Consider the following 24,766-nt stretch of genomic DNA (forward strand, 5'->3'; position numbering starts at 1 on the left):
GGGTATGTCGACTGCGACGACCCGGAGCAGCCGGTGGCGCTCGGTCCGTGGTCGTGCGACGCTCGGGGCGGTCGTGGCGGTGGCGGTGTTCCTCGGCTTCGGATCGCTCGCGTTCGTCGGATTGTTCTCCGCGACCCTCCGGTCGGGCGTCGAGCAGGGCGCGGTCGCCGATGCAGAGAGTGCGGCGTCACAACTTGAATCCGCCGGCACCCGGACGCTCCCGGACGACGACGGTAGGCTCCTCGTCCTCATCCTCGACGGCCGCGTCGTCGACCGCACCGACGACGACATCGAGCTCCCGGACCCGGTGCCGGGTGGCGACTCCTTCGTCAGTGTCGTCGACGACGAGTCGGTCGTCTTCGCACGCGAGGATGTCGAACTCGGAGACCAGGAGTACGTCCTGCTGGCGGGGCGATCGCTCGACGACGTGGACGACGCCGTCGGACTCGTCTCGATCCTGCTGGCCGTGGCCGTACCCGTCCTCGTGCTGCTCGTCGGCGCCCTCACCTGGGTGCTCGTCGGTCGATCGCTCACGCCAGTGGAACGGATCCGCCGGGAGGTCGCCGCGCTGAGCGCCGCCGATCTGCATCGACGGGTCGCGGTGCCTGCGACCGGGGACGAGATCAGCCGCCTCGCCAGCACGATGAACGACATGCTGGCGCGACTCGAGGACGCGCAGACCGCTCAGCGAAGGTTCGTGTCCGACGCCTCGCACGAGCTCCGATCCCCGCTCGCCGTCATGCGGCAGTATGCGGAGGTCGCCGTCGCGCACCCCGACCGGGTCGACGGCTCGGAGCTCGCTTCGACCGTGCTCGAGGAGGGGCTGCGGATGCAGGGGCTCGTCGAGTCGCTGCTGCTGCTGGCGAAGCTCGACGAACGTGCGACGGTCGTGTCCGGGCGGGCGGTGGACCTCGACGACCTGCTGCTCACGGAGGCAGCACGGGTGCGTGGGGCCGGGTCGCTCACCGTCGATGCCGGTGGGATCGCTGCAGCCCGGGTCGAAGGCGACGAGCAGCTGCTCGCACGTGTGGTGAGGAACCTCGTCGACAATGCGGCGAGGCACGCGCGATCGACGATCCGGCTGGCGTGTTGGACGGACGGTCCGGTCGTGCGGGTCAGGGTCGACGACGACGGCGCCGGTGTGCCGATCGGCGACCGGTCGAGCGTGTTCGAGCGGTTCGTCCGGCTCGACGAGAGTCGGTCACGCGATGCGGGCGGTTCCGGGCTCGGGCTGTCCATCGTCGCCGACGTGGTGCGCCTGCACGACGGATCGGTCGAGATCGTCGACGGCGCACTCGGTGGTGCGGGATTCGTCGTCATGCTTCCCGCCGCGAACCGTTCCTGAATCGGCCTTCAGCTTGCTTCAGGTCCGCTTCAGCGCTGCTCGGACAGTCTGGTGCACATGAACGAGACCGAAGCCACCCAGCCCATCGAACCCACCCAGCAGTCCAACGTTCGCGACGCGAAGCCCGCGTTCTGGCGTCGGAAGCCCGTGTGGATCACGGCGATCGTCGTCGGAAGTCTCGCGCTCGGCGGCGCCGGCGCGGCGTTCGCGATCGACGAGTTCGACGACGACGACCGAGCCACGGCAGCCGCCGCAGACGCGGCGACGACCGACGACGGAGCGACCGACCGTGACGTCGCAGGCGCGGAGGGACGTGACGCCCGCGATGCCGACGACATCGCGCTGACCGACACCGAGTACGCCGATGCGTCGACAGCCGCCCTCGCGGAAGCCGGCGGAGGCACCGTCACCGACGTCGACCGGAGCGACGACCCGGGCGTCGCGTTCGAGGTCGACGTGCTCCTCGCGAACGGCGACGAACTCGAGATCGACCTCGACGCCGACTTCGCCGTCGTCGCGAGCGTGCTCGACCCGCGCGACTGACGCCGCACCGAAAGCGCAGCACCGGCGTGCTGCATGCGCGAGGGCCGGACGGAATCAGCGATTCCGTCCGGCCCTCCTGGTGTGGCTGCTGGCGCCGTGCTTAGCTGCGCGGCTTGCGGTCGTAGCTGCCGCCGGAGGAGGAACCCTCGTCGTCACGACGACGCGCCGGGCCGCCCCGGTCCGGACGAAGTTCGATGAGCTTGCCGCTGATGCGGGTGTTCTCGAGGCGGTCGAAGACGTCGTTGCCGAGACCGGCCGGCAGCTCGACGATCGAGAAGTCCGGCTTGATCTGGATCGCGCCGAAGTCCTCGCGCTTCAGACCGCCCTCGTTCGCGAGCGCACCGACGATCTGTCGTGGGTCGACCTTCTGGCGGCGTCCGACGGCGATCCTGTAGGGCGCCATCGGGCCGCTGGAGGGTCGGCTGCGACGCTCGGGGCGGTCGGCACCACCGTCGCGGTCTCCGCGATCGTTCCGGTCGTAGCGAGAACCACGGTCGCCGGAGTCGCGGCGGTCGTTGCCGCGGCCGGCGCGGTCGTTGCCGCGGCCCACGTTGTCGAACTCCTGGCGCCGGGCGCGCTCCTCCTCGGCCGACAGCAGCAGCGGGGTCTCGCCCTGCGAGACAACGGCGAGGGCGGCTGCGACGTCGGCTTCCGGGACGTCGTGGTGCTCGACGTAGTGGGCGATGATGTCGCGGAACCGCTCGATGCGGTCCGTGTGCGCGAGGGCGGAGGTGATCGCGTCGTCGAAGCGTGTGAGGCGCGTCGCGTTGACGTCGTCGACGCTCGGGAGCTGCATCTGGGTGAGCGGCTGACGCGTGGCGCGCTCGATCGCCTTCAGCAGGTGACGCTCACGAGGCGTGACGAAGCTGATCGCGTCTCCCGTGCGGCCGGCTCGACCGGTGCGGCCGATGCGGTGCACGTACGACTCGGTGTCGACCGGGATGTCGTAGTTGACGACGTGGCTGATGCGCTCCACGTCGAGACCACGCGCGGCGACGTCGGTCGCGACGAGGATGTCGAGCTTGCCGGCCTTCAGCTGGTTGACGGTGCGCTCGCGCTGCACCTGGGCGACGTCGCCGTTGATCGCCGCAGCGGAGTAGCCGCGTGCGCGGAGCTTCTCGGCGAGCGTCTCGGTCTCGTTCTTCGTGCGCGTGAAGATGATCATCGCGCTGAAGTTCTCGGTCTCGAGGATGCGGGTGAGCGCATCGACCTTCTGCGGATACGACACCGTGAGGTAGCGCTGCGTGATGCTCGCCGAGGTCGTGGTCTTCGTCTTGACCGTGATCTCTTCTGGGTTGTTCAGGTACTTCGCCGAGATGCGACGGATCGACGACGGCATCGTCGCGGAGAAGAGCGCGACCTGCTTGTCCTTGGGGGTGTCGGCGAGGATCGTCTCGACGTCCTCCGCGAAGCCCATCTTGAGCATCTCATCGGCCTCGTCGAGCACGAGGTACTTCAGCTCGGTGAGGTCGAGTGTGCCCTTCTCGAGGTGGTCCATGATGCGGCCGGGCGTACCGACGACGATGTGCACGCCGCGACGGAGCGCGGAGAGCTGGACGCCGTAGCCCTGGCCACCGTAGACGGGGAGGACGTGCACGCCGCGCAGGTGCGTCGCGTACTTCTCGAACGCCTCGCAGACCTGGAGGGCGAGCTCGCGCGTCGGTGCGAGGACCAACGCCTGGGGGGACTTCTGTGAGAGGTCGAGGCGGGACAGGATCGGCAGTGCGAAGGCGGCCGTCTTGCCGGTGCCGGTCTGCGCGAGGCCGACGACGTCGCGCCCGGCGAGCAGCGGGGGGATCGTGGCGGCCTGGATGGCCGACGGCGTCTCGTAGCCGACGTCCTTCAGGACCTTGAGGACCGCGTCGTCGAGCCCGAGCTCGGAGAATGTCTGCGTAGCGCCGGCGGTGTCCGCCTCGGGCTGCGTCGTGGAATCAGGTGACGTCACACTCCTAACGGTAGCCGGTGCGCAAGCGTTTCCAGGACATGAACATGTCGCAGAGGCCTCCGAGGTCGCCGGAGGCCCGGCGAGCGGGTCGAGGCCGCCGCGCACCGAGCCCGTCGGGGACGACTACCGTCGCCACTCCTCGTACAGCGCGACGAGCGCCGGGCCGTCGAGTTCGCCCCCGCTGCGTTCGGTCTGCGCCTGCACGATGCGGGCGAACGCGATGCGCTCCTCGCGCTGCAGCACGATCCCGCCGGAGCGTTCCAGCAGGTAGCCGATGCCGCCCTTGCCGGACTGGCTGTTGACGCGGATCACCCCGTCGTAGCTTCGTCCGACGTCGGCGGGATCGATGGGGAGGTATGGCACGCGCCAGTCCAGCTCGGACGCGTCGGTTCCTGCGGCCTCGGCGCGCGAGCGATGCTCGACGAAGCCTTTGTCGATCGCGTCCTGGTGCGTGCCGGAGAACGCCGTGTACACCAGTTCTCCGACGTACGGGTGACGTTCGTGGACGCGGATGCCGGTGCACTCCTCGACGACGCGACGGATGCCGTCGATGTCGGAGAAGTCGATCATCGGGTCGACGCCCTGGGCATGCAGGTTGAGGGCGAGTGTGGCGATGTCGACGTTGCCGGTCCGTTCGCCGTTGCCGAAGATGCAGCCTTCCACCCGTTGAGCGCCGGCCAGGACGGCGAGTTCGGCGCACGCGATCCCGGTGCCGCGATCATTGTGCGGGTGTACCGACAGGATGATGCTGTCCCGCCGTTCGAGGTTCCGGTGCATGTACTCGATCTGATCGGCGTAGACGTTCGGGCTCGCGATCTCGACCGTGGCAGGCAGGTTGAGGATGACGGGGCGGTCGGGCGATGCCTCCCATCGACTCGTCACACGGTTGCAGAGTTCGAGGGCGAAGTCGGGTTCGGTGAGGTTGAAGACCTCGGGGGAGAACTCGAAGCGCACGTTCGGCAGCGCACCGGCGAGTTCGAGGATGTCGTCCGCGGCGCCGAGGACCAGATCGGTGAGGGCGTCCCGACTGCTCCGTAGCACGATGTCGCGCCAGATCGGCGCGGTCGCCGTGTACACGTGGATGACGACTGGGTTCCGCATGCCGGCGATGGAGGCGACGGTGCGCTCGATGAGGTCGCGACGTGCGGCTGTGAACACGACGATCGTCGTGTCTTCCGGAGCGATGCGCTCCGTCGCGAGCAGGCGGACGAAGTCGAAATCCGTCTGCGATGCTGAGGGGTAGCCGACCTCGATCTCGCGATAGCCCATGCCCACCATCAGTTCGAAGAACCGTCGCTTGGCGGCCGGGGACATGGGTTCGGGCAGTGCCTGGTTGCCGTCGCGCAGGTCGACGGGCACCCAGAGCGGTGCCGCGGTGAAGCGGGCTGTCGGCCAGTCGCGCTCGGCGAGGGGGATCTCGACGCGATCGTGGGCGGATCGGTAGCGGTGCGACGGCATCCCGGACGGGCGTTGCGTGTTCCAAGTGGTGGGGCTCGTGGTGGTCATGGTGCTGCTTCCTGCTCGGATCGGTCCGACCGGCGCATCGACGACCACCACGGCGGGGAGCCGATCGGATCAAGCCCCGCCGTGGCGACCGAGAAGCAGTGCGTTCCACAACATGATGGATACACTATGACACCTGAACTCCTCAGACAAGCTGAGGTGTGAGAGGACATGATGACCACGTTGCGCAGACACCCCCTGGCGGATCAGGCGGCCGACGCGTTGCTCGGACGCATCGGTGCGGGGGAGTGGCCGCTGGGGCATCGGCTCCCCGGCGAGACGACGCTCGCAGCGCAGTTGGGTGTCGGCCGGTCGACCGTGCGCGAGGCGATCCGTCAGCTCGCGGGGCGCGGCATCCTCGAGAGTCGGCAAGGATCAGGCGTCTTCGTCATCTCGCTCGACGACGTCGAGGACTGGGACGCGGTGCTGCGCCGGGCCGGCATCGTGTCGATCATCGAGACCCGCATCGCCATCGAGACCGAGGCCGCCGCCCTCGCCGCTGCACGCCGGACGGCTACCGACGTGCGGGCGATGCGCCGAGCGCTCGGCGAACGCGCTGCCCTGCTCGATGCGTCCGTCGACGACCAGGTCGACGCCGACACCGCCTTCCATCACTCGGTCGTCGTGAGTGCGCACAACGACGTGCTCATCGAGCTGTTCGACAGCCTCGTCCCCCGGCTGCGGCCGGCGATGATCGAGACGCTGCGCATCGCCCCTGCACCGTCGACACCGGTCGACCACGCCTCTCACGAGGCGCTGTTCGAAGCGATCAGAGGCGCCGATCCAGAGCAGGCGAGGGCGGCTAGTCGCTCACACCTCGAACAGCTGCTGGCACGAGTGTCGGCGACGCACGGGAGCGTGTTCCGCGGCTGATCGTGCGCCGGCTCACATCCGGCCCCAGCGCGCACGGGCGCCGCAGAACAGTCCGTAGGCGATGAGGCCGACGCCGATGACGAACAGGATGAACACCCCGAACGGCAGCGCCGCGAGGGCGGTGAGTGCACCGTCCATGCCGGAGGCCTTGTCGGGGTCGTGGGTCGCGGCCGCGACGATGAACAGGATGCCGACGACGACGAGCGCGACGCCCTTCGCGACCCACCCGACGACGCCGACGGCCACGACGGTGCGCTTTGCCCCTCCAGAGGGAGGAGCGATGTCCTCCAGGAACTTCTGCGTGACACCCTTGAAGACGAAGAAGCCTCCGACCCCGATGATGACGAGGCCGATCGCGATGACGACGAACACGCCTCCGGGCGACGACAGCAGCGTCGCGGTGACGCCCTGGCTCGCCTGGGAGGAGTCGGTGCTGCCGCCGAGCGCGAACACCAGCGCGGTGCTGCCGACGGTGATGTAGGCGACGGCGATGCTGACCTTCGTGAACCGTTGGCTCCAACGCTTCCGCGTCTCCGAGTTGCGGACGAGGAACGCGGCGATGAGGTTCCAGATGGCGAGCGCGAAGAGACCGACGGCGACGACCCAGATCACGACGATGCCGCCTGGCGTGCCGGCGAGGGTCTGGAGCGCACCCGACTGGTCGGCGTCGTTCGAACCACCGCCCGTCGATCCGCCGCCGAGTGCCGAGACGGCGATGGAGATCGCGATGCCGCCGATGAGGATGTGGAGCAGGCCGTTCACGGCATGGCCGGTGCGGGCGAGGAATCGGAGGGTCGTGCTGTCTCGAGCGGTTCCGGCGGCTTCGTCGGCTGCGTCTCGTGCATTGTCGGGCATTAGACCACGGTAGTTGCACCGCGGTGAGACTGCTGGGGGTTGCATCGGGCGAGCAACGTCCGACCGATCCGAGCGGGCCGTCTCCTCCGAACGTCCGGTATGGGTCACACCGCTCCGGACCACGAACCGCACGCCGCCGCGTCCTCGACGATCTCCGTCGACGGGACGGCGCTCGGTCTGCGACGCGAGGTCGTCGACACCGCGCTCGGGCCGATCGTCGTGCGTGCGGGTCGTGAATCCGGCGGGCCGGCGACGATCCTGCTCCACGGCGCAGCCGGATCCTGGTCGACCTGGTCGCCACTGCTCCGGGCCGATGATGCGGGCGGCGGTGTCGTCGACGACGTCATCGCCGTGGATCTCCCGGGTTGGGGCGAATCGCCCGTCCCCTCCCGCCGAAGCATCTCGGTGAGCGACCTGTCCGAGGCGGTGGCCGCGGCCGCTCGGGCACTCGGCTATCGCTCGTGGCGCGTCGTGGGCCACTCCCTCGGTGGGTTCGTGGCCCTCGACCTCGCCGTGCGGGAGCCGGAGGCGACGATCCGGGTGGACCTCGTCTCGGCGACAGGCGCGGCCGTCGTCGACGCGATCCGTCAGCCGGTGAGCGGCGGACTCCGGCTGCCCTGGTTCGCGGGCATGCTCCTCGGCATGCGCGGCCTCGCAGCGATGGGCCGAGGTGCGCACACGCTCCTGCGGGGGTTGAACCGCGTCGGAGCCCTCGCTCCGTTGCTGTCACCGCTGTTCGGCCGGCGCCGCGAGCTGTCCCAATCCGTCGTGGATGCGCTCGCGGACGAGGTCCGTCCCGCGTCGTTCCTCGCGGCGACCCGAGCGGCCGGCACGTACGACCTGCATGCCTGGCGCTCGATCGCGTGTCCGGTGCGATCCATCAGCGGCGACCGCGACGTGTTCGTGGGTCGCGACGACGGAGTCATCCTCGCCGCGCTCATCCCTGACCTGCAGGTGCGTGTGTTGCCCGGGGCAGGACACTTCGCCGCCGTGGAGCGACCCGATGCCGTGCTGGAGATGGTCGCAGCGGCATGAGCCGCCCGAAACGTCATCGCGGAAGGATGTTCGTCTCGAAGGCGACCGGAACCAGATCCCGCTCGGCTAGACTGGCCCTCTGTCCGACTTCGTGGTTGGAGTGGTCGAAGCGTCCGCATCATGATGCACCTGCATGAGCGTCGAGCATCGATCCGGGGCTGGAAACCCCTGGCACCCGCACCCCTCACGGAGGTCTCCTGTGTCTGCGTCCGCAGCTACTGCATCAGTTCCCACCTCATCCTCATCGACGCCGTCCGGCCGGAGATGGTGGGTGCTCGTCGTCCTCGCGATGACGCAGCTCATCGTCGTGCTCGACGGCACCATCGTCAACATCGCGCTCCCGGCGGCCCAGACCGAGCTCGATCTCTCCGACACGCAGCGGCAGTGGGTCGTCACGGCCTACGCCCTCGCCTTCGGCGCACTCCTGCTGCTCGGTGGACGCATCGCCGACTACTGGGGTCGTAAGCGCACGTACCTCGTCGGCATGGTCGGCTTCGGCGCAGCGTCCGCATTCGGTGGTTTCGCGCAGAGCGGCACCGAGCTCATCCTCGCGCGGGGTCTGCAGGGTGTGTTCGCGGCGCTCATGGCTCCGGCGGCGCTCGCGCTGCTGACCGTGACCTTCACGCATGGTCGGGACCGCAACACGGCGTTCGCCGTGTTCGGCACGGTCGCCGGCGCCGGTGCAGCAGTCGGCTTGATCCTCGGCGGGGTACTCACCGAGTTCGTCGACTGGCGCTGGTGCCTGCTCGTCAACGTGCCGTTCGTGATCGTCGGCCTCATCGCGGGCCTCATCCTCGTGACCGAGAGCAAGTCCGAAGGAGACAACCGCTACGACTGGCTCGGAGCGATCACCGTCATCCTCGGACTCGGCTCGCTCGTGTACGGCTTCACGCTCGCGGAAGGCGGCTGGGGCTCGCCGGACACCATCGGGTTCCTCGCCCTCGGTGCCGGGCTCCTGTCACTGTTCGTGTTCATCGAGATGCGCGTCGCCCAGCCGTTGCTGCCGCTCCGGATCGTCGCGAACCGCGTCCGCGGCGGTGCGTTCCTCATGCAGATGATCGTCGGCAGCGTCATGATCGGCGCCCTGTTGTACCTGACCTTCCACCTCCAGATCGTGCTCGGATTCCCGCCGCTCGAGGCTGGGATCGCGACGCTCCCGATGACGGTCGCGATCATGATCGTCGCTCCGATCGCCACGAAGCTGCTCCCGGCCATCGGGCCGCGGCCGCTGCTCATCGTCGGACCGCTCATCGCTGCAGCGGCTCTCGTCTACCTCAGCCGCATCACGCCGGACGGTGACTACTTCGTCCAGGTCCTCCCGGCGCTGCTCGTGCTCGGCGTCGGCATGGCCATGATCTTCGTACCGATGCAGAACCTCGCGCTGACCGGCGTCGCACCCCACGATGCCGGCGCGGCCTCTGCGACCGCCAACGCGGCCATGCAGATCGGTGGCTCCATCGGCCTCTCAGTGTTCACGACCGTCTACGCCGGGGTCGCCGGCGCGGCCACCGTGACCGACAAGGCATCGCAGCTGACGGCGTTCACCGACGGCTATTCGGCGGCGTTCATGGCCGCTGCGATCGGCCTCGTCCTCGCGAGCGTCATCGCCGTCGTGTTCATCCGCGGTCGCAAGGAAGACCTGCTTCCCACAGGCGACCACCAGGCCGTGCACCTCGGGTAGCTGCCGACGGACACGAAGCGCCCGCCGTCCCGATCATCGGGAAGGCGGGCGCTTCGGCGTGGTGGCCGTACTCGGCCGATCTCGCCGGCGGCGCAGTGCGCACGGCGTCGTCAGCCGTGTTTGGCGTAGGTGGAGAGCACGTTACCCGAACTCGTGCGGACGCTGTCCACGAGCTCGAGGCGGGTGACCGGGTCGCCCGGTTCGAAGAGGTGCTTACCGGCACCTGCGACGACGGGGTGGATCATGAGCGTGAGACGGTTGAGGAGACCTGCGAACAGCAGCTGCCGCACGACGGAGATGCTGCCCTGCACGGCGATGCGACCGCCCTCCTGCCGCTTGAGGTCGTCGACGAAGGTCTCCAGCTCGCCGACGATGATCGTCGAGTTCTGCCAGGCGAGCGCACCCGTGAGCGAGCGCGACGCGACATGCTTCCGGACCGGATTGATGAAGGATCCGAACGGATCGTCGGCTGCGGCGGTCGGCCAGTACCCGCTCCACTCCTCGTAGCTCACCCGCCCGAGGAGGACGTCGTCGATCGGGGCGATGGCCTCGGTCATCATCGCGCCCATCTCAGGGTCGAAGTTGTCGAACTGCCAGAGGTTCGGCGATTCGACGACGCCGTCGACGGACTGGAAGAGGGAGGCGTGGACGTCGCGCATGGGGGCTCCTGACGGATGGACGGGCGGCGAGCCCGTGGAACGGATCGAGTCCTGTCTACTCGTCGTCGAGCCCGCCCGCCACCCTCCTGACAGGCGTGCCCAAGGCGCGTACCGTTCCCGCCATGGCCAGTACTGCGATCATCCTCACGATTCCCGGACCAGACGGCGATCGTGAGGTGCGACTCTCGAGCCCCGAACGCGTGCTCTGGTCGGAATCCGGCATCACCAAGCGGGAGCTCGCCGAGTACTTCATCGAGGTCGCTCCCGCCTTCCTCGCCGCCAACGGGGGCCGCCCGGTGTCGCTGCAGCGCTTCCCCGGGGGAATCGACGGCGAGCAGTTCTTCTCGAAAAACCCGCCGAAGGGAGCCCCCGACTACGTCAGGGCCGTCGACGTCGTCTATCCGAGTGGTCGGACGCATCCGCAGCTCGTGCTCGACGAGGCCGCCGCCGCCGTCGTCTGGGCGGCGCAGATGAACACCGTCGTGTTCCACCCCTGGCCGTCGCTCGCGTCCGACACCGACCGGCCTGACGAGCTCCGCATCGACCTCGACCCGCAACCGGGGACCGGGTTCGCCGACGCAGTGCGGGTGGCCGGTGCGCTGCGCGAGCTGTTGACGGAAGTCGGCCTGACGGGGTTCGTGAAGACCTCGGGCAACCGCGGTGTCCACGTGTTCGCGCCGATCCTGCCCGAGCACGAGTTCCTCGACGTCCGGCACGCGGTGATCGCTGCTGCTCGAGAACTGGAACGTCGCGATCCCGAGCGGGTGACGACCTCCTGGTGGAAGGAGGAACGTGGTGAGCGCATCTTCGTCGATTACAACCAGGCGAACCGCGATCGGACGATGGCCGGAGCCTACAGCCCTCGTGCGTTGGCCGCCGCGACGGTGTCGTGCCCCGTCACCTGGGAGGAACTGCCGGAGCTCGACCCGGGAGCATTCACCGTGCGGAGCGTGCCCGAGCGGCTGCGGAGGGTCGGCGACCCCTGGGCGAGGATGCACGAGGAGCCAGGTCGTATCGACACACTGCTCGACTGGTGGGCTCGAGACCTCGAGGGCGGGCTCGGTGAGCTGCCGTTCCCGCCGGACTTCCCGAAGATGCCGGGCGAGCCACCACGGGTGCAGCCGAGCCGGGCGAAGCAGCAGGAGTAGGCCGCACGCGCGAGGCCGCCCGGCGATCGTCGATCACCGGGCGGCCCGTCGTGCTGATGTCGCTGCGCCGCGAGGGCGCGATCATGCTGTGGCTCGGCTATTCAGCCTTGCCGAGGGCGAAGCGGACTCCGCCCTGCTCGTCGATCTGCGCGTCGAGGACCGCGTCGCTCAGCGCGACCGCTGCGGACTCCTCGAGGAACACGGTGGCCCCTGCGCTCTCGATCACCTGGTCCGCCTCGTGAGGCGTCGCGGTCATGGTCACCTCGAACCCGTTCTCGTCGGAGCTGCTGATGCGCAGCCCGGCGCCCTGGGTGAGGGAGGAGGCGTCATCCGGGACGACGAGCCCAGGAGTCAGCGGTGCGTTCTCGGCGAGGGTCTTGACGACACGGCCGGCGTTCTCGGTCAGGGTGAGCATGGTGTTCTCCATTCCGTTCGCGAATACGAGTTCCCCACCTTGCTCGCCTTCGCCGCCGGATGCCACCCGAGAGGCGATCCTCTGCGGGAACTGCCAAGGAACTCTGCAGGGATTCACACCTTGCCCGGGCGCGTCGGAGCGCCGTCGGGTCCTGTCGCCGGAGCGTCGCCGGTCGCTAGGCTGCGGACATGACGAACGACGATCAGCCGTCCTCGAGCGCCGGTATGCCGTTCCGCAGGGTGGGTCGCGGAACGGTCTCCACGAGGCGGCTGGAGGCCTTCACCGACGGGGTCTTCGCGATCGCCGCGACGCTGCTGGTCCTCGATCTGACGGTCAACGACATCGGGAAGGTCGCATCGAGCGGGGACCTGTGGGCGTCGTTGTCGGGCATGAGCAGCTCCTTCCTCAGCTTCGCGGTGAGCTTCCTGTTGCTCTGCCTGCTGTGGTCGATCCATGTGACCCAGTTCGAGCACATCGTGCGGGTCGACGGGGTGCTCACGATCCTCAACACGCTGCGGCTCCTCGGGATCGTGGTGATCCCGTTCACCACGACGATCAACGCCGACTACTCCGATGTGTGGCTCGGGCGGGTCGTGCTGCCGATCAACTTCCTCTTCGTCGTCCTGATCGGCTACCTGCAGTGGCTCTGGGCCTCGCGGCGGGGGAGCGCGCTGCTCGACGACATGTCGGACGAGGAGCGGCGGCTGTCCCGGGCGGGATCGCTGAGCGCGGTCGTCCTGGGAGTCGTCACCCTCGCCGTCGCCCCCTGGCTCGGATCGATCGCATTCGTCGCGTACGCCCTCGATGCGCCGATGACCAGACTGCTGCAGCGCATCGGACGGTGACCCGATCGTGCGGGGTCAACTTTCAAGGCATTTGAAAGTTGGGTAAGGTGAGGCTGCGCTAAGTTCTGCACCCCTCCCACGAAAGGCACCGTCATGGTCCATGCCCTGTTCCGCACGCCCAGCCGCCGTCGCGCACCGATCATCGGCCTCGTCGCCGCCGGCCTCGTCCTCAGCGGGTGCAGCGCCAGCGCGGACTCCGCCGGTGCAGGCTCCGGTGATTTCGCGCCCGTCACGATCGAGCACGCGCTCGGCGAAGCCGTCATCACCGAGCAGCCGGAGCGCATCGTGACGCTCGGCATGGGCTCAGCGGAGACGGTCATCGCGCTCGGCACCATCCCGGTGGGTGTCGAGGAATACCCCTGGGGCAGCGACGACACCGGTTACCTGCCGTGGATCCACGACGCCGTGACGGAGGAGGGTGCGGAACTGCCCGAGCAGTTCACGGGCGGGACTGAACTCGACATCGAGGCCATCATCGAGCTCGAGCCCGATCTGATCCTCGCTCCGTGGTCCGGTGTCAGCCAGGAGCAGTACGACGTCCTCACCGACATCGCCCCGACGGTCGCCTACGAGGAGTCGCCCTGGACGATCACGTGGAAGGACCAGATGAGCGTCATCGGTGAGGCGATGGGCAAGTCCGATGAGGTGGACGGCCTCATCGACGGCATCGAGGACCAGTTCGCCGAGGCCACTGCGGCCCACCCGGCGTACCAGGACGTCTCGTTCTCCTTCATCTACAACACCGGACCCGGCACCCTCGGCGTCTTCTTCCCCGAGGAGCAGCGCGTCGCCATGGTGCGCGCACTCGGCCTGCAGGTCGATCCGGTCGCGAACACGCTCGAGGAGACCGAGGGCACCGACTCCGCCGTCGTCGGCCTCGAGAACGGCGACCTCCTGAAGGACTCCGACCTCATCTTCACCTTCTACTCCGATGAGGCCAACCGCACGGAGATCGAGGCACAGCCGTTGTACAACGCGATCCCGGCGATCGGCCGCGGCTCGGTCGTCGCTCCCACCGACCAGCCTTTCGTGACCGGATCCTCGATCATCAACCCGCTCACCGTGCCGTGGTCGCTCGAGCGCTACGCGCCGCTGATCGATGACGCGATCGCCAAGCTGGACCGGTAGGACGAGGACGACCAGGGCAGGACGGGGCCGGCGATGACACGCGACGGCGGGCGCGGAGCCCGAGAGGCGACGGGTGCCACGGCGTCCGACGCCCGGCGTGCGCTGCCCGCCGTCGCGAAGCCCGGCCGGACGACGCTCGTCATCCTCGGCTCGGCGGCCGTGTTCGTCCTGGTCGCAGCGGTCGGCCTGGTCGCCGGGAGCAAGGCGACCGGAATCGGCGATGTCTGGCAGGTGCTCACCGGCGGGGGAGACGACTACCTGCGGACCGTCGTCGACAGCCGGATCCCGCGCACCGTCCTCGGCGCGCTCGTCGGAGCGGCACTCGCCGTCGCCGGCGTCATCATCCAGGGCATCACCCGGAACCCGCTCGGTGACCCCGGCCTCCTCGGCGTCACCGTGGGCGCCTCCGCAGCGGTCGTCACCGCGACCGCGTTCTTCGGGTTCACCGGTGGCGCTGCAACCGTCTGGGTCGCGTTGCCCGGCGCGCTGGTGACCGTCATCGCCGTCTACGCGATCGGCGGACGCGGCGCCGGCGGCAGCGCCGTGCCGCTCGTCCTGACCGGGGCGGTCGTCGCGGCCGTCCTCGGCGCATACATCCAGGCGATGACGCTCACGATGCCGACGGTGTTCGATTCGTACCGGCACTGGGTCATCGGTGCGCTCGCCGGACGCGGCTTCAACACGATCGTCTCGATCCTGCCCGTCCTCGCCGTCGGCATGATCCTCGCAGTCGTGCTCGCCGGCGGCCTCAACACCCTTGCACTCGGCGACGAGGTGGCAGCGTCGCTCGGCGTCCGGGTCCAGCTCGTCCGAGCCACCGGCATCCTCGCGGCCGGCCTCCTCAGCGCCGCCGCCACGGCGGCCGTCGGGCCCATCGCGTTCGTCGGTCTCGCCGTTCCGCACCTCGTTCGCTCGCTCGTCGGAGCCGACCACCGGGCAGCGCTCCCCGTCGCGGTCCTGCTCGGTGCGACCCTGCTCATCGCCGCCGACATCGTCGGACGGGTGATCGCGCGACCGGAGGAACTCATGGTCGGCGTGGTCACGGCGTTCGTCGGCGCGCCCGTGCTGCTCTACGCCGTTCGTCGCGGCTGGGCGACGCGCTCATGACCGGCGTCGGGATCCGAGAGCGGACGGAGCCGACGGCGACGCAGCTGCCCCACACGCGGGTGCTGCGGCTCGGCGGCCTCATCGCGCTGCCCGTGCGTCGCCGCTCGGTCGTCGTCTGTCTCCTCGTCGTCGCGCTCATCATCGTGGCGGGCGCGGCCACCCTCACGATGGGCCGCCTCGGCATCGCCTTCGGTGAGCTGTTGACCGCGATCATCGTTCCGCCGGACGGCACCACCGCGTTCGTCCTCGAACGGCTCCGCGGACCTCGGCTGCTCACCGCCATCGGCGTCGGAGCCGCGCTCGGTATCGCGGGGACGCTGTTCCAGACGGTGACGCGCAACCCGCTCGGCAGCCCGGACGTCATCGGGCTCGGAGCCGGAGCCGGAGCCGGTGTCGCGGTCACCACCCTGCTCTGGAACGGACTCGTCCCGACGCCGCTCGGTGCGCTCGGCGGCGCGGTGATCGCAATCGCCCTGGTGCATCTGGCGACCGGCCGGGGCTTCGCCTCACCGTCCAGGGTCATCATCGCCGGTATCGGCGTCGCCGCCATGGCCGCGGCGGTCACGCAGTACGTCGTCAGCATCGGGCTCCGGGACCAGGCCTCTCAGCTCGCCGCGGCGCTCGCAGGCTCCTTGAACGCGACCGACTGGAACGACGTCGCCGTGCTCGCCGTCACGATCGCCGTCGTGCTCCCCGTCGCGGGCGCGCTGGGCGGCGAGCTGCGTCTCATCGAACTCGGCGACGACGCGACCGACGCGCTCGGCGCCCGCGCGATCCGGACACGGACGATCGCCATCCTGCTGTCGGTCGTCGCGGCAGCCGGTGCTGTCACGGCAGCGGGCCCGATCGCCTTCGTCGCGCTCACCGCGCCGCAGATCGCCCGTCGAGCGACGCGGACGGCCGGGCCGAACCTCGTCGCCTCAGCGCTCGTCGGTGCGGCGATCATGGTCACGGCCGATCTCGTCGTCCAGCAGAGCCCGTGGGCGGACGGCCTGCCGGTGGGCGTGCTCACGGCGGGAGTCGGCGGCATCTACCTCGGGTTCCTGCTCATCCGCGAATGGCGCCTCGGGCGGGTCTGATCCGCCGTCAGGGGGTCTCGGGGCTCTGCGCGGCGTCACGCTCCCGCTTGAACCGCTCCCACTCGCTGCTGAGACTGCGGTTGTCGATGATCCATGCCATGTAGTCACGCATGTTGCGTACGCGTTCATGCGACGGCGTCCCGGGCGTCGTCTGGGTCAGCGCGTCCTCCGCGAGCCGGCGCTGCTGCTCCAGGTAGTCGTGCTCATTCGCAAGGAACCCGCCCCAGACGTCTGCAGCCATGACGAAGTAGTGGGCTCGGTCGCCGACATGACGGATGCGCCGCACGAACCCCCGTTCGACCAGGCGTCGCGTGTAGGTGGACACCGAGCCGCGGCTCGCGCCCAGCGTCTCGGCGAGTTCATCAGCGGTGACACCGGTGGTGTCGCTCACGAGGAGATACCCCGCGATCCTGCCCTCGATGCGCGAGGCTCCGCTCGTCTGCCAGTAGTCCGCGAACCGTTCGACGAACCACTCGGGGAAGGGTGCCTCCGCGCTCACTGCCGTGTTCCTCCCTCGTGGCCGGCGGTCCCACACTCGCCGACGGATGTCCAGCTTGGCACGCTCGGGGACCGAACGGCGTGTGCGGCTGCTAGCGTCGTTCGTGCCGATGTCGCGGGTACCCGCCCGGCACCGCACCCTCCAACCCACACCTCGAGGAGCACTGTGACCACTGTCGCCGCCATCATCAAGCCCACTGCCGACGCCCCCTTCGAGGTCGGCACCATCGAGCGTCGTGCACCGCGCACGAACGACGTCGTCATCGACGTGCAGTTCGCCGGCATCTGCCACAGCGACATCCACCAGGCCCGCGAGGAATGGGGCAAGGCCATCTTCCCGATGGTCCCCGGTCACGAGATCGCCGGCATCGTCACCGAGGTCGGCGATGGTGTCACGAAGCACCGCGTCGGTGACCGGGTCGGCATCGGCTGTTTCGTGGACTCCTGTCGCGAGTGCGAGAACTGTCTCGCCGGTGAGGAGCAGTTCTGTCTGAAGGGCAACGTCGCGACCTACAACGGCCGCGAATACGACGGTGAGCCCACCTTCGGCGGATACAGCAAGCAGATCGTCGCCGATGAGAACTACGTCCTCAGCATCCCGGAGGGCATCGAGCTCGATGTCGCCGCGCCGCTGCTCTGCGCAGGCATCACCACCTACTCGCCGCTCAAGCACTGGGGGGCGGGCCCCGGCAAACAGGTCGCCATCGTCGGCATGGGCGGCCTCGGCCACATGGGTGTGAAGATCGCGCACGCGCTGGGCGCCGAGGTCACCGTGCTCAGCCAGACGACGTCGAAGCAGGCCGACGGTGAGCGTTTCGGTGCGGACCACTACTACGCCACCGGCGAGGAGGGCACGCTGAAGTCGCTCCGCGGCCGCTTCGACCTCATCATCAACACGGTCTCCGCCGACCTCGACATCGACGCCTATCTCGCGACCCTGAAGCTGAACGGCTCGATGGTGTTCGTCGGTCTGCCCGAGAACAAGCAGGACTTCCGGGTCTTCTCGCTCGTCGGCGGCCGTCGTTCGCTCGCCGGCTCGAACATCGGCGGCATCCGCGAGACGCAGGAGATGCTCGACTTCTGTGCCGAGCACGGCATCGGCTCCGAGATCGAGCTCATCGGCGCGGACGAGGTCGAGGGTGCGTACGACCGTGTCGTCCGCAGCGACGTGCGCTACCGCTTCGTCATCGACACTGCGACGATCGGCTAGTCCCAGCGGGATATCCTGAACAGATGAATCGGCTCCCCTTCCGTCGCCACGACGGGAGGGGAGCCGTTGTTCGTGAGCCGCTCGGCCGCGAGGTGCTCGTGCTCGGTGGCGTCGCGTTCTTCGTGATGCTCGGGTTCGGCGTCGTCATCCCCGTGTTGCCCGTGTACGTCCGGAGCTTCGGGGTCGGGTACCTCGAAGTCGGCGCAGTGGTATCGGTGTTCGCACTCATGCGCCTCATCGCGAATCCGTTCGTCGGCATGCTTGTCGACCGCCTCGGTGAACGCGTGGTGCTCGCCAGCGGGATCGGCATCGTCGCGGTCTCCAGCGCCTTCGTCGGTCTCGCCGCGGACTATCCGCAGCTGCTCCTGCTCCGCGGTGTCGGCGGGATCGGTTCGGCGATGTTCTCGGTCGCCGCCATGACGCTGCTCCTGCGGACGACGATGCCGCATCGCAGAGGGCGGGCGGTCGGCTTCTACCAGGGCGGGTTCCTCGTCGGCGGCATGGCGGGCCCGGCGATCGGCGGACTCCTCGCGACGATCTCGCTCACCGCGCCGTTCTTCTTCTACGCCGGAACCCTCGCGGTGGCGGGCACCCTCGGGCTCGTGATGCTGCGGAGGAGCCTCGTCGCCTCACCGGACGACGAGCCGCGAGCGCCCGAGCTGTTCCGCGTCGTGCTGCGCGACCGTCGGTACCAGGCGGCGCTGCTCGCGAACTTCGCGACGGGGTGGGCGTCCATGGGGGTGCGCGGGGCGCTCGTCCCCGTGCTCGTCGTGGAGTCGTTGCATCGGGAGGCGAGCTGGACCGGCATCGCCTTCGCGATCGCCGCCGTCGCGCAGACGCTCGCACTCGTGCCGGCGGGGCGGTTCGTCGACACCGTCGGGCGACGCCCCGCGATGCTGGTGGCCTTCCCGATCGCGGCACTTGCGCTGTTGGCCATGCCGTTCGTCGGCGAGCTGTGGATGCTGATCATCGTGCTGTGCGTCTACGGGGTGGCTGCGGCGTTCCTCGGCACCGCTCCTGCGGCCGCGGTGGGCGATGCCGCGGGCGGGCGGGGAGGTCGGGCGGTCGCCGTCTTCCAGGCGACGGCCGATCTCGGCGCGATCGTCGGTCCACTCGTCGCGGGCGCGCTCCTCGACGCGTTCTCGTTCCCGGCGGCCTTCGGCTCGGCTGTCGTCCTCATGCTGCTCGTCCCGGTGCTCGCAGCGCGGATGCCGAAGGAGCCGCGTGCGAGGACGGTTGCACCCTCCGCCGCGGTCTAGGGGTGCTGCGCATCGGGGCCGGTGAGGCGCAGACCCACCGAGGTGGTGATGTCCTCGCGCTGACCACCGGAATGGACGAGTTGTGCGCCGTCGACCGTCAGCTGGCTCCGGTGCGCAGCGAGCGCGGACGCGACCTGCGGTAGCCGGTGCTCCAGGGCGAACCACTCGTCGGTCGTCGGGTGCTCGGCTGTCGCTTCGAGCGCAGAACGGTCGTGCACCAGCTCTGCGAACGGCACGCCGGTGAGCCGGGCCGCCGCATGGGCGGCCTCGTGCATGCGAAGGTGGTCGGGGTGCCCGTACCCGCCGCCGTGGTCGTAGCTCACCAGGAGGTCGGGCCGCACCGCCCCGATGAGTGCGGCGAGGTCGGCCGCGACGTCGTCGAGGGGTGCGAGCGAGAACGCGCCGGGGGACACGTCGTCGGCGGGACCGGCGAGGCCGTCGTGGATCCAGCGCATGCCGGAATCGACATATCTCGTGGCCGTGCCCGGCCGCGCGGCGGGCGCCACACCGAGCCAGTGTTGCTCCGCGACGCCGAGGACCCGGCACGCGGCGGCGAGTTCCACCTCACGATGTGCCGCGAGTGCATCGGTTCCCACCAGGCCGCTGAGTGGACCCGGGACGACTTCGCCGCGTTCGCCACGGGTCGCAGTCACCAGGATGATCCGGATGCCGCGAGCGGCGAGTTCGGCGATGAGCGCTCCGGACGCCAGTGTCTCGTCGTCGGGATGCGCGTGCGCGAACAGGATGGTCCGGGTGCCGTCGGTGATCGGGCCCGCGTCCGTGGCTTCGGTCACGATGCCGGCGTCGCCGTCGCGGGATGCTGCGCCGGCGCGGACGGCCCGAGCAGGGAGTGGTAGACGGCCACGAGCGACTCGCCGGAACGCTGCCAGTCGAAGTGTTCGGCGCGTGCGCGAGCGGCCTGTGCGAACCGGTCGATCCGCTCGGGGTCGGCGAGGAGCCCGGCGACGGCCTCGCCCCAGACCGCAGGATCCCGGGAGTCGAGGACGATGCCGGTCTCGCCGTCGGCGACGGCCTCGCGGAGTCCACCCGAAGCGGCGACCACCGTCGGTGTGCCGCTGGCTGCCGCTTCGAGCGCGACCAGTCCGTAGGTCTCCGAGTGCGAGGGTACGAGTACGAGGACGCTTTCGCGGAACAGTGCGGCGAGGTCTGCTCGAGACTGCGGACCGACGAACCGGACGTCGTCCGCGACACCCAGCTCTCGGGCATGGGCAGCAAGCTCCTCCGCGTACCGGTCGTAGTCCACCGAGACGTCGCCGGCGATCACCAGTTCCGGTCGCAGCCGGGCCGGCACTGCGGCGATCGTCTCGATGGCGAGGTCGAACCCTTTGAGCGGGTGGAGTCGTCCTGCCACGACCGCGCTGGCGCGTCCGGAGCGAACGCTCCTGGCACCCGTCATCGGGTGGAAGAGGTCGCCGTCGACGCCGGGCGGCACGATCGAGACGCGGTCCGGGCTGCCTCCGAGGCGCGTGATCGTGGTGTCCGCCTCGGCCGCGCTGATCGCGACGACAGCGTCGGATTCGCGTGCAAGGAACGCCTCGCCCGCGAGACGACCGGGGGACTCGGCGCGTTCACCGTGGGACAGGGGCGTGCTCGACTCCGCGGCGATGCTGTGGAAGCTCTGCACGTGCGGTACCCGCTGATCGCGGGCGAGCGGGAGGGCGGCCATGCCGGAGAACCAATGGTGCGAGTGCAGGACGTCGTACCGGCCGAGGGTGGCGAGCTCGGCGCGGAACGCGTCGACGAACTCCTCATGACGGCCCTTCGCGACCGGCTCGGCCGGGCCGGCGTCCAGGAAGCGCAGCGTAACGCCCGGTGCGAGTGCCATCGAGGCGGGCTGGCTGGGCGAGGAGCGCCTCGTGATGATGTCGACCTCGTGGCCTGCGGCACCCATCGCGATGGCCTGGTGGCGCACCACGACGTTCATCCCGCCGGCGTCGCCCGAGCCGGGCTCGTCGCCGGGGGAGGTGTGGAGCGAGATCATGGCGATCCGCAGGGGTCGGGGTTCCAGAGGCACCAGACGAGCCTAGTCGGAGGGGGTGGTCTCCGACGCCGCAGCGAGCCTCACGATTGGGTCTCGCGCGCGGAAGTGCAGCGGGTCGACAATGGTCGAGGCACGCGTGCACACGGGCGCGGCGACGACGAAAGGGATCATCATGACGACGCTCAACCCCTACCTCGGCTTCCGTGGCAATGCCCGCGAGGCGATGGAGTTCTACCAGGGCGTCTTCGGCGGTGAGCTCACGATATCGACCTTCGGCGACTTCCAGGCGAGCGTCGAGCCTGACGAGGTCGACCTCGTGATGCACGCGCAGCTGACGGGCGACGCCGGAGTCGTCTTCATGGGTTCCGACACCCCGAAGCACATGGATTACGCCGAAGGCAGCAACTTCTCCATGTCGCTCAGCGGCTCGAACGACGACGAGGCGCAGCTGACCGGGTATTTCGGCGAGCTGTCCGCCGGTGGCACGGTGCTCCAACCGCTGATGGTGGCGCCATGGGGCGACTCCTTCGGCATGCTCAAGGACCCGTTCGGGATCACCTGGTTGGTGAACATCGCGGGACCCGGCGCGTCGGCCTGACCGCCGTCGACGGCCTGGATCGTCTGAGGGCAGCGGCCGACTGCTAAGGTAAGGGTGTCCTTACTTGCTGACGGAAGGTGTCCTCGCGATGTCGATCGCCCCGACCCTCGATGCGCCCGCGCGCGATGCGTCCGATCCGGAGGGGTACACCTCCTCCGAGCCACGAGTCAGCACCGGGCGTTTCCACCTGGCCGAGGCCGGTTCGTGGTCGCCGCACTCGCACACGCACCACGAGCTCCTGTGGGGTACGGACGGTGCGGTGTCGGTCGAGACCTCCGAAGGCTTGTTCGCCGTACCGTCGCTCATGGGACTCTGGATCCCCGCCGGAACCGTGCACGCCGTCCGGTCGGCCGCCCGGACGCGGTTCTCGTGCACCTTCGTCGACGCAGCTGTCGGCCATGGACTCGACCGCACGAGCGCCGTCGGGATCAGCCCGCTCGTGCGCGAACTGCTGCACCACATGCATGACCAGGCGATGGAGCCGCCGCTTCGCCGTGCGGCCGAAGAGCTCGTGATCGGCATGCTGGAACCCGCCGAGGAGCAGGCTGTCGGCCTCCCCGTACCGGATGACGAACGCCTCGCGACCATCTGTCGGCATCTCGTCGACCATCCGGCGGACACCCGTTCCCTGGAGGACTGGGGGCGGGTCGTCGGCAGCAGCGTGAGGAACCTCTCGCGGTTGTTCGGGCGCGAGACGGGGATGACCTTCGAGCAGTGGCGGATCCACGCGCGCATGCGTGTCGCCGTCGGGCTGCTCTCCTCGGGAACGCCGGTCGGTACTGTCGCCCGGACTGTCGGCTACCGCACGCCGAGTGCCTTCGTGCAGGCGTTCCGCCGCATCATGGGACACACGCCGGGGCGCTACCTCGAATCGTCCTGGCCGTCCGGCGACACGAGGCGTCCGGTCCGCGGCATCGGGTATCTCGACTCCGGGCGCGACCTTACTTAGGCTAGGCAAAGCTCACTTTGAGCGGCCTCGCCGCCGGACGATACCGGGACGCATACCGCCCCGAACCCCCGGTCCGCACAGCGCCGCCGGCCCCACCATGAATCGCGCCACCTGTGGCGCCGAGGGAGAACCATGCCCCGAACCGCCCCCAGCCCCCGTCGTCGTCTCATCGCGGGCCTGGCGCTCAGTGTCAGTGCAGCGCTCGCGCTCACCGGGTGTTCCAGCGCGAGCGCCGGAAGCTCGACCGGGACGGCGATGCGCACTGTCGACAGCCAGTTCGGTGAGGTCGCGATCCCGGTCGACCCGCACAAGGCCCTCGGCTTTTACACCACCGACGTCGACATCCTCGTGACACTCGACATCCCGCTCGCCGACTCGCAGCCCATCCGAGGTGAGGGCTACGACGGGTTCCCGGCGTTCTTCCCGGCCGAGGTCGACGACGTCGAGACCTTCGCGAACTTCCCCGACTACAACTACGAGGCCGTCCTGAACGCGCAGCCCGACTTCATCCTCAACGGGCTCGGGTACGACGCCGAAGCCGTCGAGCGGCTGCCGGCGATCGCTCCGACGTACAGCATCGACGCATTCGCGGACCCCGACTGGCGTGTCACGTTCAAGACGGTCGCCGAAGCGCTCGACCGCATGGACGAGCACGACGCGTGGACGGAGCGCTATCAGGCCCGCATCGACGAGGTCAAGGCAGAGCTCGCCGCTGCGGAGCTGTCACCGGTGGTCGCACCCATCGGAGAAGTCGACGGCGAGATCAACGTCAGCTGCTACGGCGTCCCCTGCCTCGTGTTCCGCGACCTCGGACTCACCATCCTGCCGATCGCCGACAGTCACGACGGCACCACCCTGAGCCTCGAGCAACTCGACCAGCTGAGCGACCTCGACGTCGTCTTCACGACCGGCACGCCGGAAGACGTCGCGGCAGGCAGCGACCCCTTCGCTGCGCTCGCCGCCAACACGGTGTGGAATCAGCTCCCGTTCATCCAGAACGAACAGGTCTTCACCCACGACCTGGAGATGATCTACGGCTCGCCGAGCGGCCAGATGGCGTTCCTCGACGTCGTCGAGCAGGCGCTCGTCCCACAGCACTGATCGTTCCGCATCCCTGATCTGTGCGGGCGAGGTCCCGCCAGCGCATTCGCCCAACACAGCCACAGCCCTCCTTCCACCCCGACGACAGGTTCCTCATGGTCTTCAGCATCCACCGCGCGGTCGTCACCGCCGTGCGCCCCCTCACCCCAGGCATGGTCCGGGTCACCTTCGGGGGCGACGGCGTCTCCCGGTATCCGACGAGCGGGATCGGCGACGAGTACGTGCGCCTGTTCTTCCCGGTGGAGCAGGATGCCGAACCGGTACTGCCGTATTCGACGGGGGAGAGCTGGGCGTTCAAAGAAGGCGTGACACCCGCGCAGATGCGCACCTACACGGTCCGTTCGGTCGACCACGGCGCTGGGACGGTCGACATCGACTTCGTCGTGCACGAGGGTGGAGTGGCGGCGAGCTGGGCGCTGGCCGCCGCGGTCGGCAACGTGATCGGCATCAGCTCGCCGACCGGCCTGTACGCGCCGCCGGCCGACCTCGAGTGGCAGATCCTGTTGGCCGACGCCACGGGTCTCCCCGCTGCTTTCCGGATTGCGGAGCAGACGCCCGCCGGTGTCCGCACCCGAATGGTGATGGAGGTCGGAAGCGCGGCGGAGATCCAGGACGTGACCGGTGAGGGTGTCGAGATCAGCTGGGTCGTCGGCGGCAATGGGCATGGTCCGTCCTGCTTCGACGAGGTCGTCCGAGACCTCGCGATCCCCGAAGGCGTGGGCTACATCTGGTTCGCTGGGGAGGCGTCGGTGATGCGCGGCATCCGCAAGGAACTCCGCCACGTGCGGAAGCTCCCGAACGCCGCCTACAAGACCGTCGGCTACTGGACGGTCGACGAGGAGCGCTGGGTGGAGCGCTGGAACGGCCTCGATGAGGTCACTCGGGCGGAGATCGATGCGCTCTGGGACGGTTGGGATGCTCCCGGTACCGACCAGGAGGCCATCACCGACGCGTACTACGACCAGCTCGAGCGCCTCGGGCTGTGAGC

General features: G+C 69.2%; 24 protein-coding genes. 16 read left to right on the plus strand and 8 right to left on the minus strand.

Annotated elements, in window-relative coordinates:
- Window positions 1–4: 4 nt before the first annotated feature.
- A complete protein-coding gene (locus tag ABMA10_RS10510; protein ID WP_431031481.1) occupies window positions 5–1,345 on the plus strand; it encodes a sensor histidine kinase in 1,341 nt (446 codons plus the stop codon).
- Between the two features lie 57 nt (window positions 1,346–1,402).
- Window positions 1,403–1,888, plus strand: a complete 486-nt coding sequence (locus ABMA10_RS10515; RefSeq protein WP_347866693.1) for a hypothetical protein — start codon at window positions 1,403–1,405, stop codon at window positions 1,886–1,888.
- A 100-nt stretch (window positions 1,889–1,988) separates the two neighbouring features.
- Here the strand turns inward: ABMA10_RS10515 and ABMA10_RS10520 are convergent, their stop codons facing one another.
- Both ABMA10_RS10520 and ABMA10_RS10525 read right to left on the minus strand, forming a co-directional pair.
- Entirely contained in the window at window positions 1,989–3,833 is a 1,845-nt protein-coding gene (locus ABMA10_RS10520) for a DEAD/DEAH box helicase (RefSeq protein ID WP_347866692.1), read from the minus strand.
- A gap of 123 nt (window positions 3,834–3,956) precedes the next feature.
- Window positions 3,957–5,339 (minus strand): 2-isopropylmalate synthase, encoded by a 1,383-nt coding sequence (locus ABMA10_RS10525; RefSeq protein WP_347866691.1) that lies wholly within the window; start codon window positions 5,337–5,339, stop codon window positions 3,957–3,959.
- Between the two features lie 168 nt (window positions 5,340–5,507).
- Between ABMA10_RS10525 and ABMA10_RS10530 the strand changes: the two genes are divergently transcribed.
- Entirely contained in the window at window positions 5,508–6,209 is a 702-nt protein-coding gene (locus ABMA10_RS10530; RefSeq protein ID WP_347866690.1) for a FadR/GntR family transcriptional regulator, read from the plus strand.
- A gap of 12 nt (window positions 6,210–6,221) precedes the next feature.
- Here the strand turns inward: ABMA10_RS10530 and ABMA10_RS10535 are convergent, their stop codons facing one another.
- Window positions 6,222–7,064 carry a DUF1206 domain-containing protein gene (locus ABMA10_RS10535; protein ID WP_431031482.1) on the minus strand — a complete coding sequence of 281 codons (843 nt, stop codon included), beginning with the start codon at window positions 7,062–7,064 and terminating at the stop codon, window positions 6,222–6,224.
- A 99-nt stretch (window positions 7,065–7,163) separates the two neighbouring features.
- Between ABMA10_RS10535 and ABMA10_RS10540 the strand changes: the two genes are divergently transcribed.
- A complete protein-coding gene (locus ABMA10_RS10540) occupies window positions 7,164–8,099 on the plus strand; it encodes an alpha/beta fold hydrolase (RefSeq protein ID WP_347866688.1) in 936 nt (311 codons plus the stop codon).
- Window positions 8,100–8,370: 271 nt separating this feature from the next.
- Window positions 8,371–9,780, plus strand: coding sequence for an MFS transporter (locus tag ABMA10_RS10545; RefSeq protein ID WP_347866687.1), 1,410 nt, complete (start codon window positions 8,371–8,373; stop codon window positions 9,778–9,780).
- A 110-nt stretch (window positions 9,781–9,890) separates the two neighbouring features.
- Here the strand turns inward: ABMA10_RS10545 and ABMA10_RS10550 are convergent, their stop codons facing one another.
- Entirely contained in the window at window positions 9,891–10,439 is a 549-nt protein-coding gene (locus ABMA10_RS10550) for a dihydrofolate reductase family protein (protein ID WP_431031483.1), read from the minus strand.
- Between the two features lie 122 nt (window positions 10,440–10,561).
- Here ABMA10_RS10550 and ligD point away from each other — a divergent pair, with 122 nt between their 5' ends.
- Entirely contained in the window at window positions 10,562–11,587 is a 1,026-nt protein-coding gene (ligD, locus tag ABMA10_RS10555; RefSeq protein ID WP_347866685.1) for a non-homologous end-joining DNA ligase, read from the plus strand.
- Window positions 11,588–11,684: 97 nt separating this feature from the next.
- On the opposite strand, the gene ABMA10_RS10560 is transcribed toward ligD, so the two are convergent.
- Complete coding sequence (locus ABMA10_RS10560; protein WP_347866684.1) at window positions 11,685–12,002, minus strand: Fe-S cluster assembly protein HesB; 318 nt, start codon at window positions 12,000–12,002, stop codon at window positions 11,685–11,687.
- Between the two features lie 188 nt (window positions 12,003–12,190).
- Here ABMA10_RS10560 and ABMA10_RS10565 point away from each other — a divergent pair, with 188 nt between their 5' ends.
- The 4 genes from ABMA10_RS10565 (at window position 12,191) to ABMA10_RS10580 (ending at window position 16,161) form a co-directional block, all read left to right on the plus strand.
- Window positions 12,191–12,847, plus strand: a complete 657-nt coding sequence (locus ABMA10_RS10565) for a TMEM175 family protein (RefSeq protein WP_347866683.1) — start codon at window positions 12,191–12,193, stop codon at window positions 12,845–12,847.
- Between the two features lie 93 nt (window positions 12,848–12,940).
- Window positions 12,941–13,975: an iron-siderophore ABC transporter substrate-binding protein gene (locus tag ABMA10_RS10570; protein ID WP_347866682.1), complete on the plus strand. Its 1,035-nt coding sequence runs from the start codon at window positions 12,941–12,943 to the stop codon at window positions 13,973–13,975.
- Between the two features lie 33 nt (window positions 13,976–14,008).
- A complete protein-coding gene (locus ABMA10_RS10575; protein WP_347866681.1) occupies window positions 14,009–15,082 on the plus strand; it encodes a FecCD family ABC transporter permease in 1,074 nt (357 codons plus the stop codon).
- Window positions 15,079–16,161 carry a FecCD family ABC transporter permease gene (locus tag ABMA10_RS10580; RefSeq protein WP_347866680.1) on the plus strand — a complete coding sequence of 361 codons (1,083 nt, stop codon included), beginning with the start codon at window positions 15,079–15,081 and terminating at the stop codon, window positions 16,159–16,161. Before ABMA10_RS10575 ends, ABMA10_RS10580 begins: the two co-directional genes overlap by 4 nt.
- A 7-nt stretch (window positions 16,162–16,168) precedes the next feature.
- Here the strand turns inward: ABMA10_RS10580 and ABMA10_RS10585 are convergent, their stop codons facing one another.
- The gene (locus tag ABMA10_RS10585) at window positions 16,169–16,660 is read right to left on the minus strand and encodes a GbsR/MarR family transcriptional regulator (RefSeq protein ID WP_347866679.1); all 492 of its coding nucleotides are present in this window, start codon (window positions 16,658–16,660) and stop codon (window positions 16,169–16,171) included.
- 165 nt (window positions 16,661–16,825) lie between these two features.
- On the opposite strand from ABMA10_RS10585, the gene ABMA10_RS10590 reads away from it, so the two are divergent.
- Both ABMA10_RS10590 and ABMA10_RS10595 read left to right on the plus strand, forming a co-directional pair.
- Window positions 16,826–17,869: an NAD(P)-dependent alcohol dehydrogenase gene (locus ABMA10_RS10590; RefSeq protein ID WP_347866678.1), complete on the plus strand. Its 1,044-nt coding sequence runs from the start codon at window positions 16,826–16,828 to the stop codon at window positions 17,867–17,869.
- A gap of 23 nt (window positions 17,870–17,892) precedes the next feature.
- A complete protein-coding gene (locus ABMA10_RS10595; protein ID WP_347866677.1) occupies window positions 17,893–19,128 on the plus strand; it encodes an MFS transporter in 1,236 nt (411 codons plus the stop codon).
- Here ABMA10_RS10595 and ABMA10_RS10600 read toward each other — a convergent pair.
- On the minus strand, window positions 19,125–19,922 hold the full coding sequence (locus ABMA10_RS10600) for a PIG-L family deacetylase (protein WP_347866676.1): 798 nt from the start codon (window positions 19,920–19,922) through the stop codon (window positions 19,125–19,127). The two genes, ABMA10_RS10595 and ABMA10_RS10600, sit on opposite strands and share 4 nt — an antisense overlap.
- Window positions 19,919–21,163: a glycosyltransferase gene (locus ABMA10_RS10605; protein ID WP_347866675.1), complete on the minus strand. Its 1,245-nt coding sequence runs from the start codon at window positions 21,161–21,163 to the stop codon at window positions 19,919–19,921. The genes ABMA10_RS10600 and ABMA10_RS10605 overlap by 4 nt, the downstream gene beginning before the upstream one ends.
- Window positions 21,164–21,251: 88 nt before the next feature.
- Here ABMA10_RS10605 and ABMA10_RS10610 point away from each other — a divergent pair, with 88 nt between their 5' ends.
- From ABMA10_RS10610 to ABMA10_RS10625, 4 genes are all read left to right on the plus strand, one after another.
- Window positions 21,252–21,728, plus strand: a complete 477-nt coding sequence (locus tag ABMA10_RS10610) for a VOC family protein (protein WP_347866674.1) — start codon at window positions 21,252–21,254, stop codon at window positions 21,726–21,728.
- Window positions 21,729–21,816: 88 nt separating this feature from the next.
- Window positions 21,817–22,677: a helix-turn-helix domain-containing protein gene (locus ABMA10_RS10615; RefSeq protein WP_347866673.1), complete on the plus strand. Its 861-nt coding sequence runs from the start codon at window positions 21,817–21,819 to the stop codon at window positions 22,675–22,677.
- A gap of 132 nt (window positions 22,678–22,809) precedes the next feature.
- Window positions 22,810–23,778: an ABC transporter substrate-binding protein gene (locus tag ABMA10_RS10620; RefSeq protein ID WP_347866672.1), complete on the plus strand. Its 969-nt coding sequence runs from the start codon at window positions 22,810–22,812 to the stop codon at window positions 23,776–23,778.
- Window positions 23,779–23,873: 95 nt separating this feature from the next.
- Window positions 23,874–24,764 (plus strand): siderophore-interacting protein, encoded by an 891-nt coding sequence (locus ABMA10_RS10625; RefSeq protein WP_431031484.1) that lies wholly within the window; start codon window positions 23,874–23,876, stop codon window positions 24,762–24,764.
- The last annotated feature ends 2 nt before the right edge of the window (window positions 24,765–24,766 follow it).

The sequence above is a fragment of the Plantibacter sp. RU18 genome (assembly GCF_050613355.1).
Classification (GTDB): domain Bacteria; phylum Actinomycetota; class Actinomycetes; order Actinomycetales; family Microbacteriaceae; genus Plantibacter.

Coding starts and splice junctions, on each gene's coding strand:
- ABMA10_RS10610 (WP_347866674.1), top strand. CDS start 21,252: ATGGTCGAGGCACGCGTGCACACGGGCGCGGCGACGACGAAAGGGATC.
- ABMA10_RS10595 (WP_347866677.1), top strand. CDS start 17,893: ATGAATCGGCTCCCCTTCCGTCGCCACGACGGGAGGGGAGCCGTTGTT.
- ABMA10_RS10565 (WP_347866683.1), top strand. CDS start 12,191: ATGACGAACGACGATCAGCCGTCCTCGAGCGCCGGTATGCCGTTCCGC.
- ABMA10_RS10515 (WP_347866693.1), top strand. CDS start 1,403: ATGAACGAGACCGAAGCCACCCAGCCCATCGAACCCACCCAGCAGTCC.
- ABMA10_RS10535 (WP_431031482.1), bottom strand. CDS start 7,064: ATGCCCGACAATGCACGAGACGCAGCCGACGAAGCCGCCGGAACCGCT.
- ABMA10_RS10615 (WP_347866673.1), top strand. CDS start 21,817: ATGTCGATCGCCCCGACCCTCGATGCGCCCGCGCGCGATGCGTCCGAT.
- ABMA10_RS10580 (WP_347866680.1), top strand. CDS start 15,079: ATGACCGGCGTCGGGATCCGAGAGCGGACGGAGCCGACGGCGACGCAG.
- ABMA10_RS10550 (WP_431031483.1), bottom strand. CDS start 10,439: ATGCGCGACGTCCACGCCTCCCTCTTCCAGTCCGTCGACGGCGTCGTC.
- ABMA10_RS10625 (WP_431031484.1), top strand. CDS start 23,874: ATGGTCTTCAGCATCCACCGCGCGGTCGTCACCGCCGTGCGCCCCCTC.
- ABMA10_RS10570 (WP_347866682.1), top strand. CDS start 12,941: ATGGTCCATGCCCTGTTCCGCACGCCCAGCCGCCGTCGCGCACCGATC.
- ABMA10_RS10575 (WP_347866681.1), top strand. CDS start 14,009: ATGACACGCGACGGCGGGCGCGGAGCCCGAGAGGCGACGGGTGCCACG.
- ABMA10_RS10525 (WP_347866691.1), bottom strand. CDS start 5,339: ATGACCACCACGAGCCCCACCACTTGGAACACGCAACGCCCGTCCGGG.
- ABMA10_RS10540 (WP_347866688.1), top strand. CDS start 7,164: ATGGGTCACACCGCTCCGGACCACGAACCGCACGCCGCCGCGTCCTCG.
- ABMA10_RS10620 (WP_347866672.1), top strand. CDS start 22,810: ATGCCCCGAACCGCCCCCAGCCCCCGTCGTCGTCTCATCGCGGGCCTG.
- ABMA10_RS10530 (WP_347866690.1), top strand. CDS start 5,508: ATGATGACCACGTTGCGCAGACACCCCCTGGCGGATCAGGCGGCCGAC.
- ABMA10_RS10510 (WP_431031481.1), top strand. CDS start 5: ATGTCGACTGCGACGACCCGGAGCAGCCGGTGGCGCTCGGTCCGTGGT.
- ABMA10_RS10560 (WP_347866684.1), bottom strand. CDS start 12,002: ATGCTCACCCTGACCGAGAACGCCGGCCGTGTCGTCAAGACCCTCGCC.
- ligD (WP_347866685.1), top strand. CDS start 10,562: ATGGCCAGTACTGCGATCATCCTCACGATTCCCGGACCAGACGGCGAT.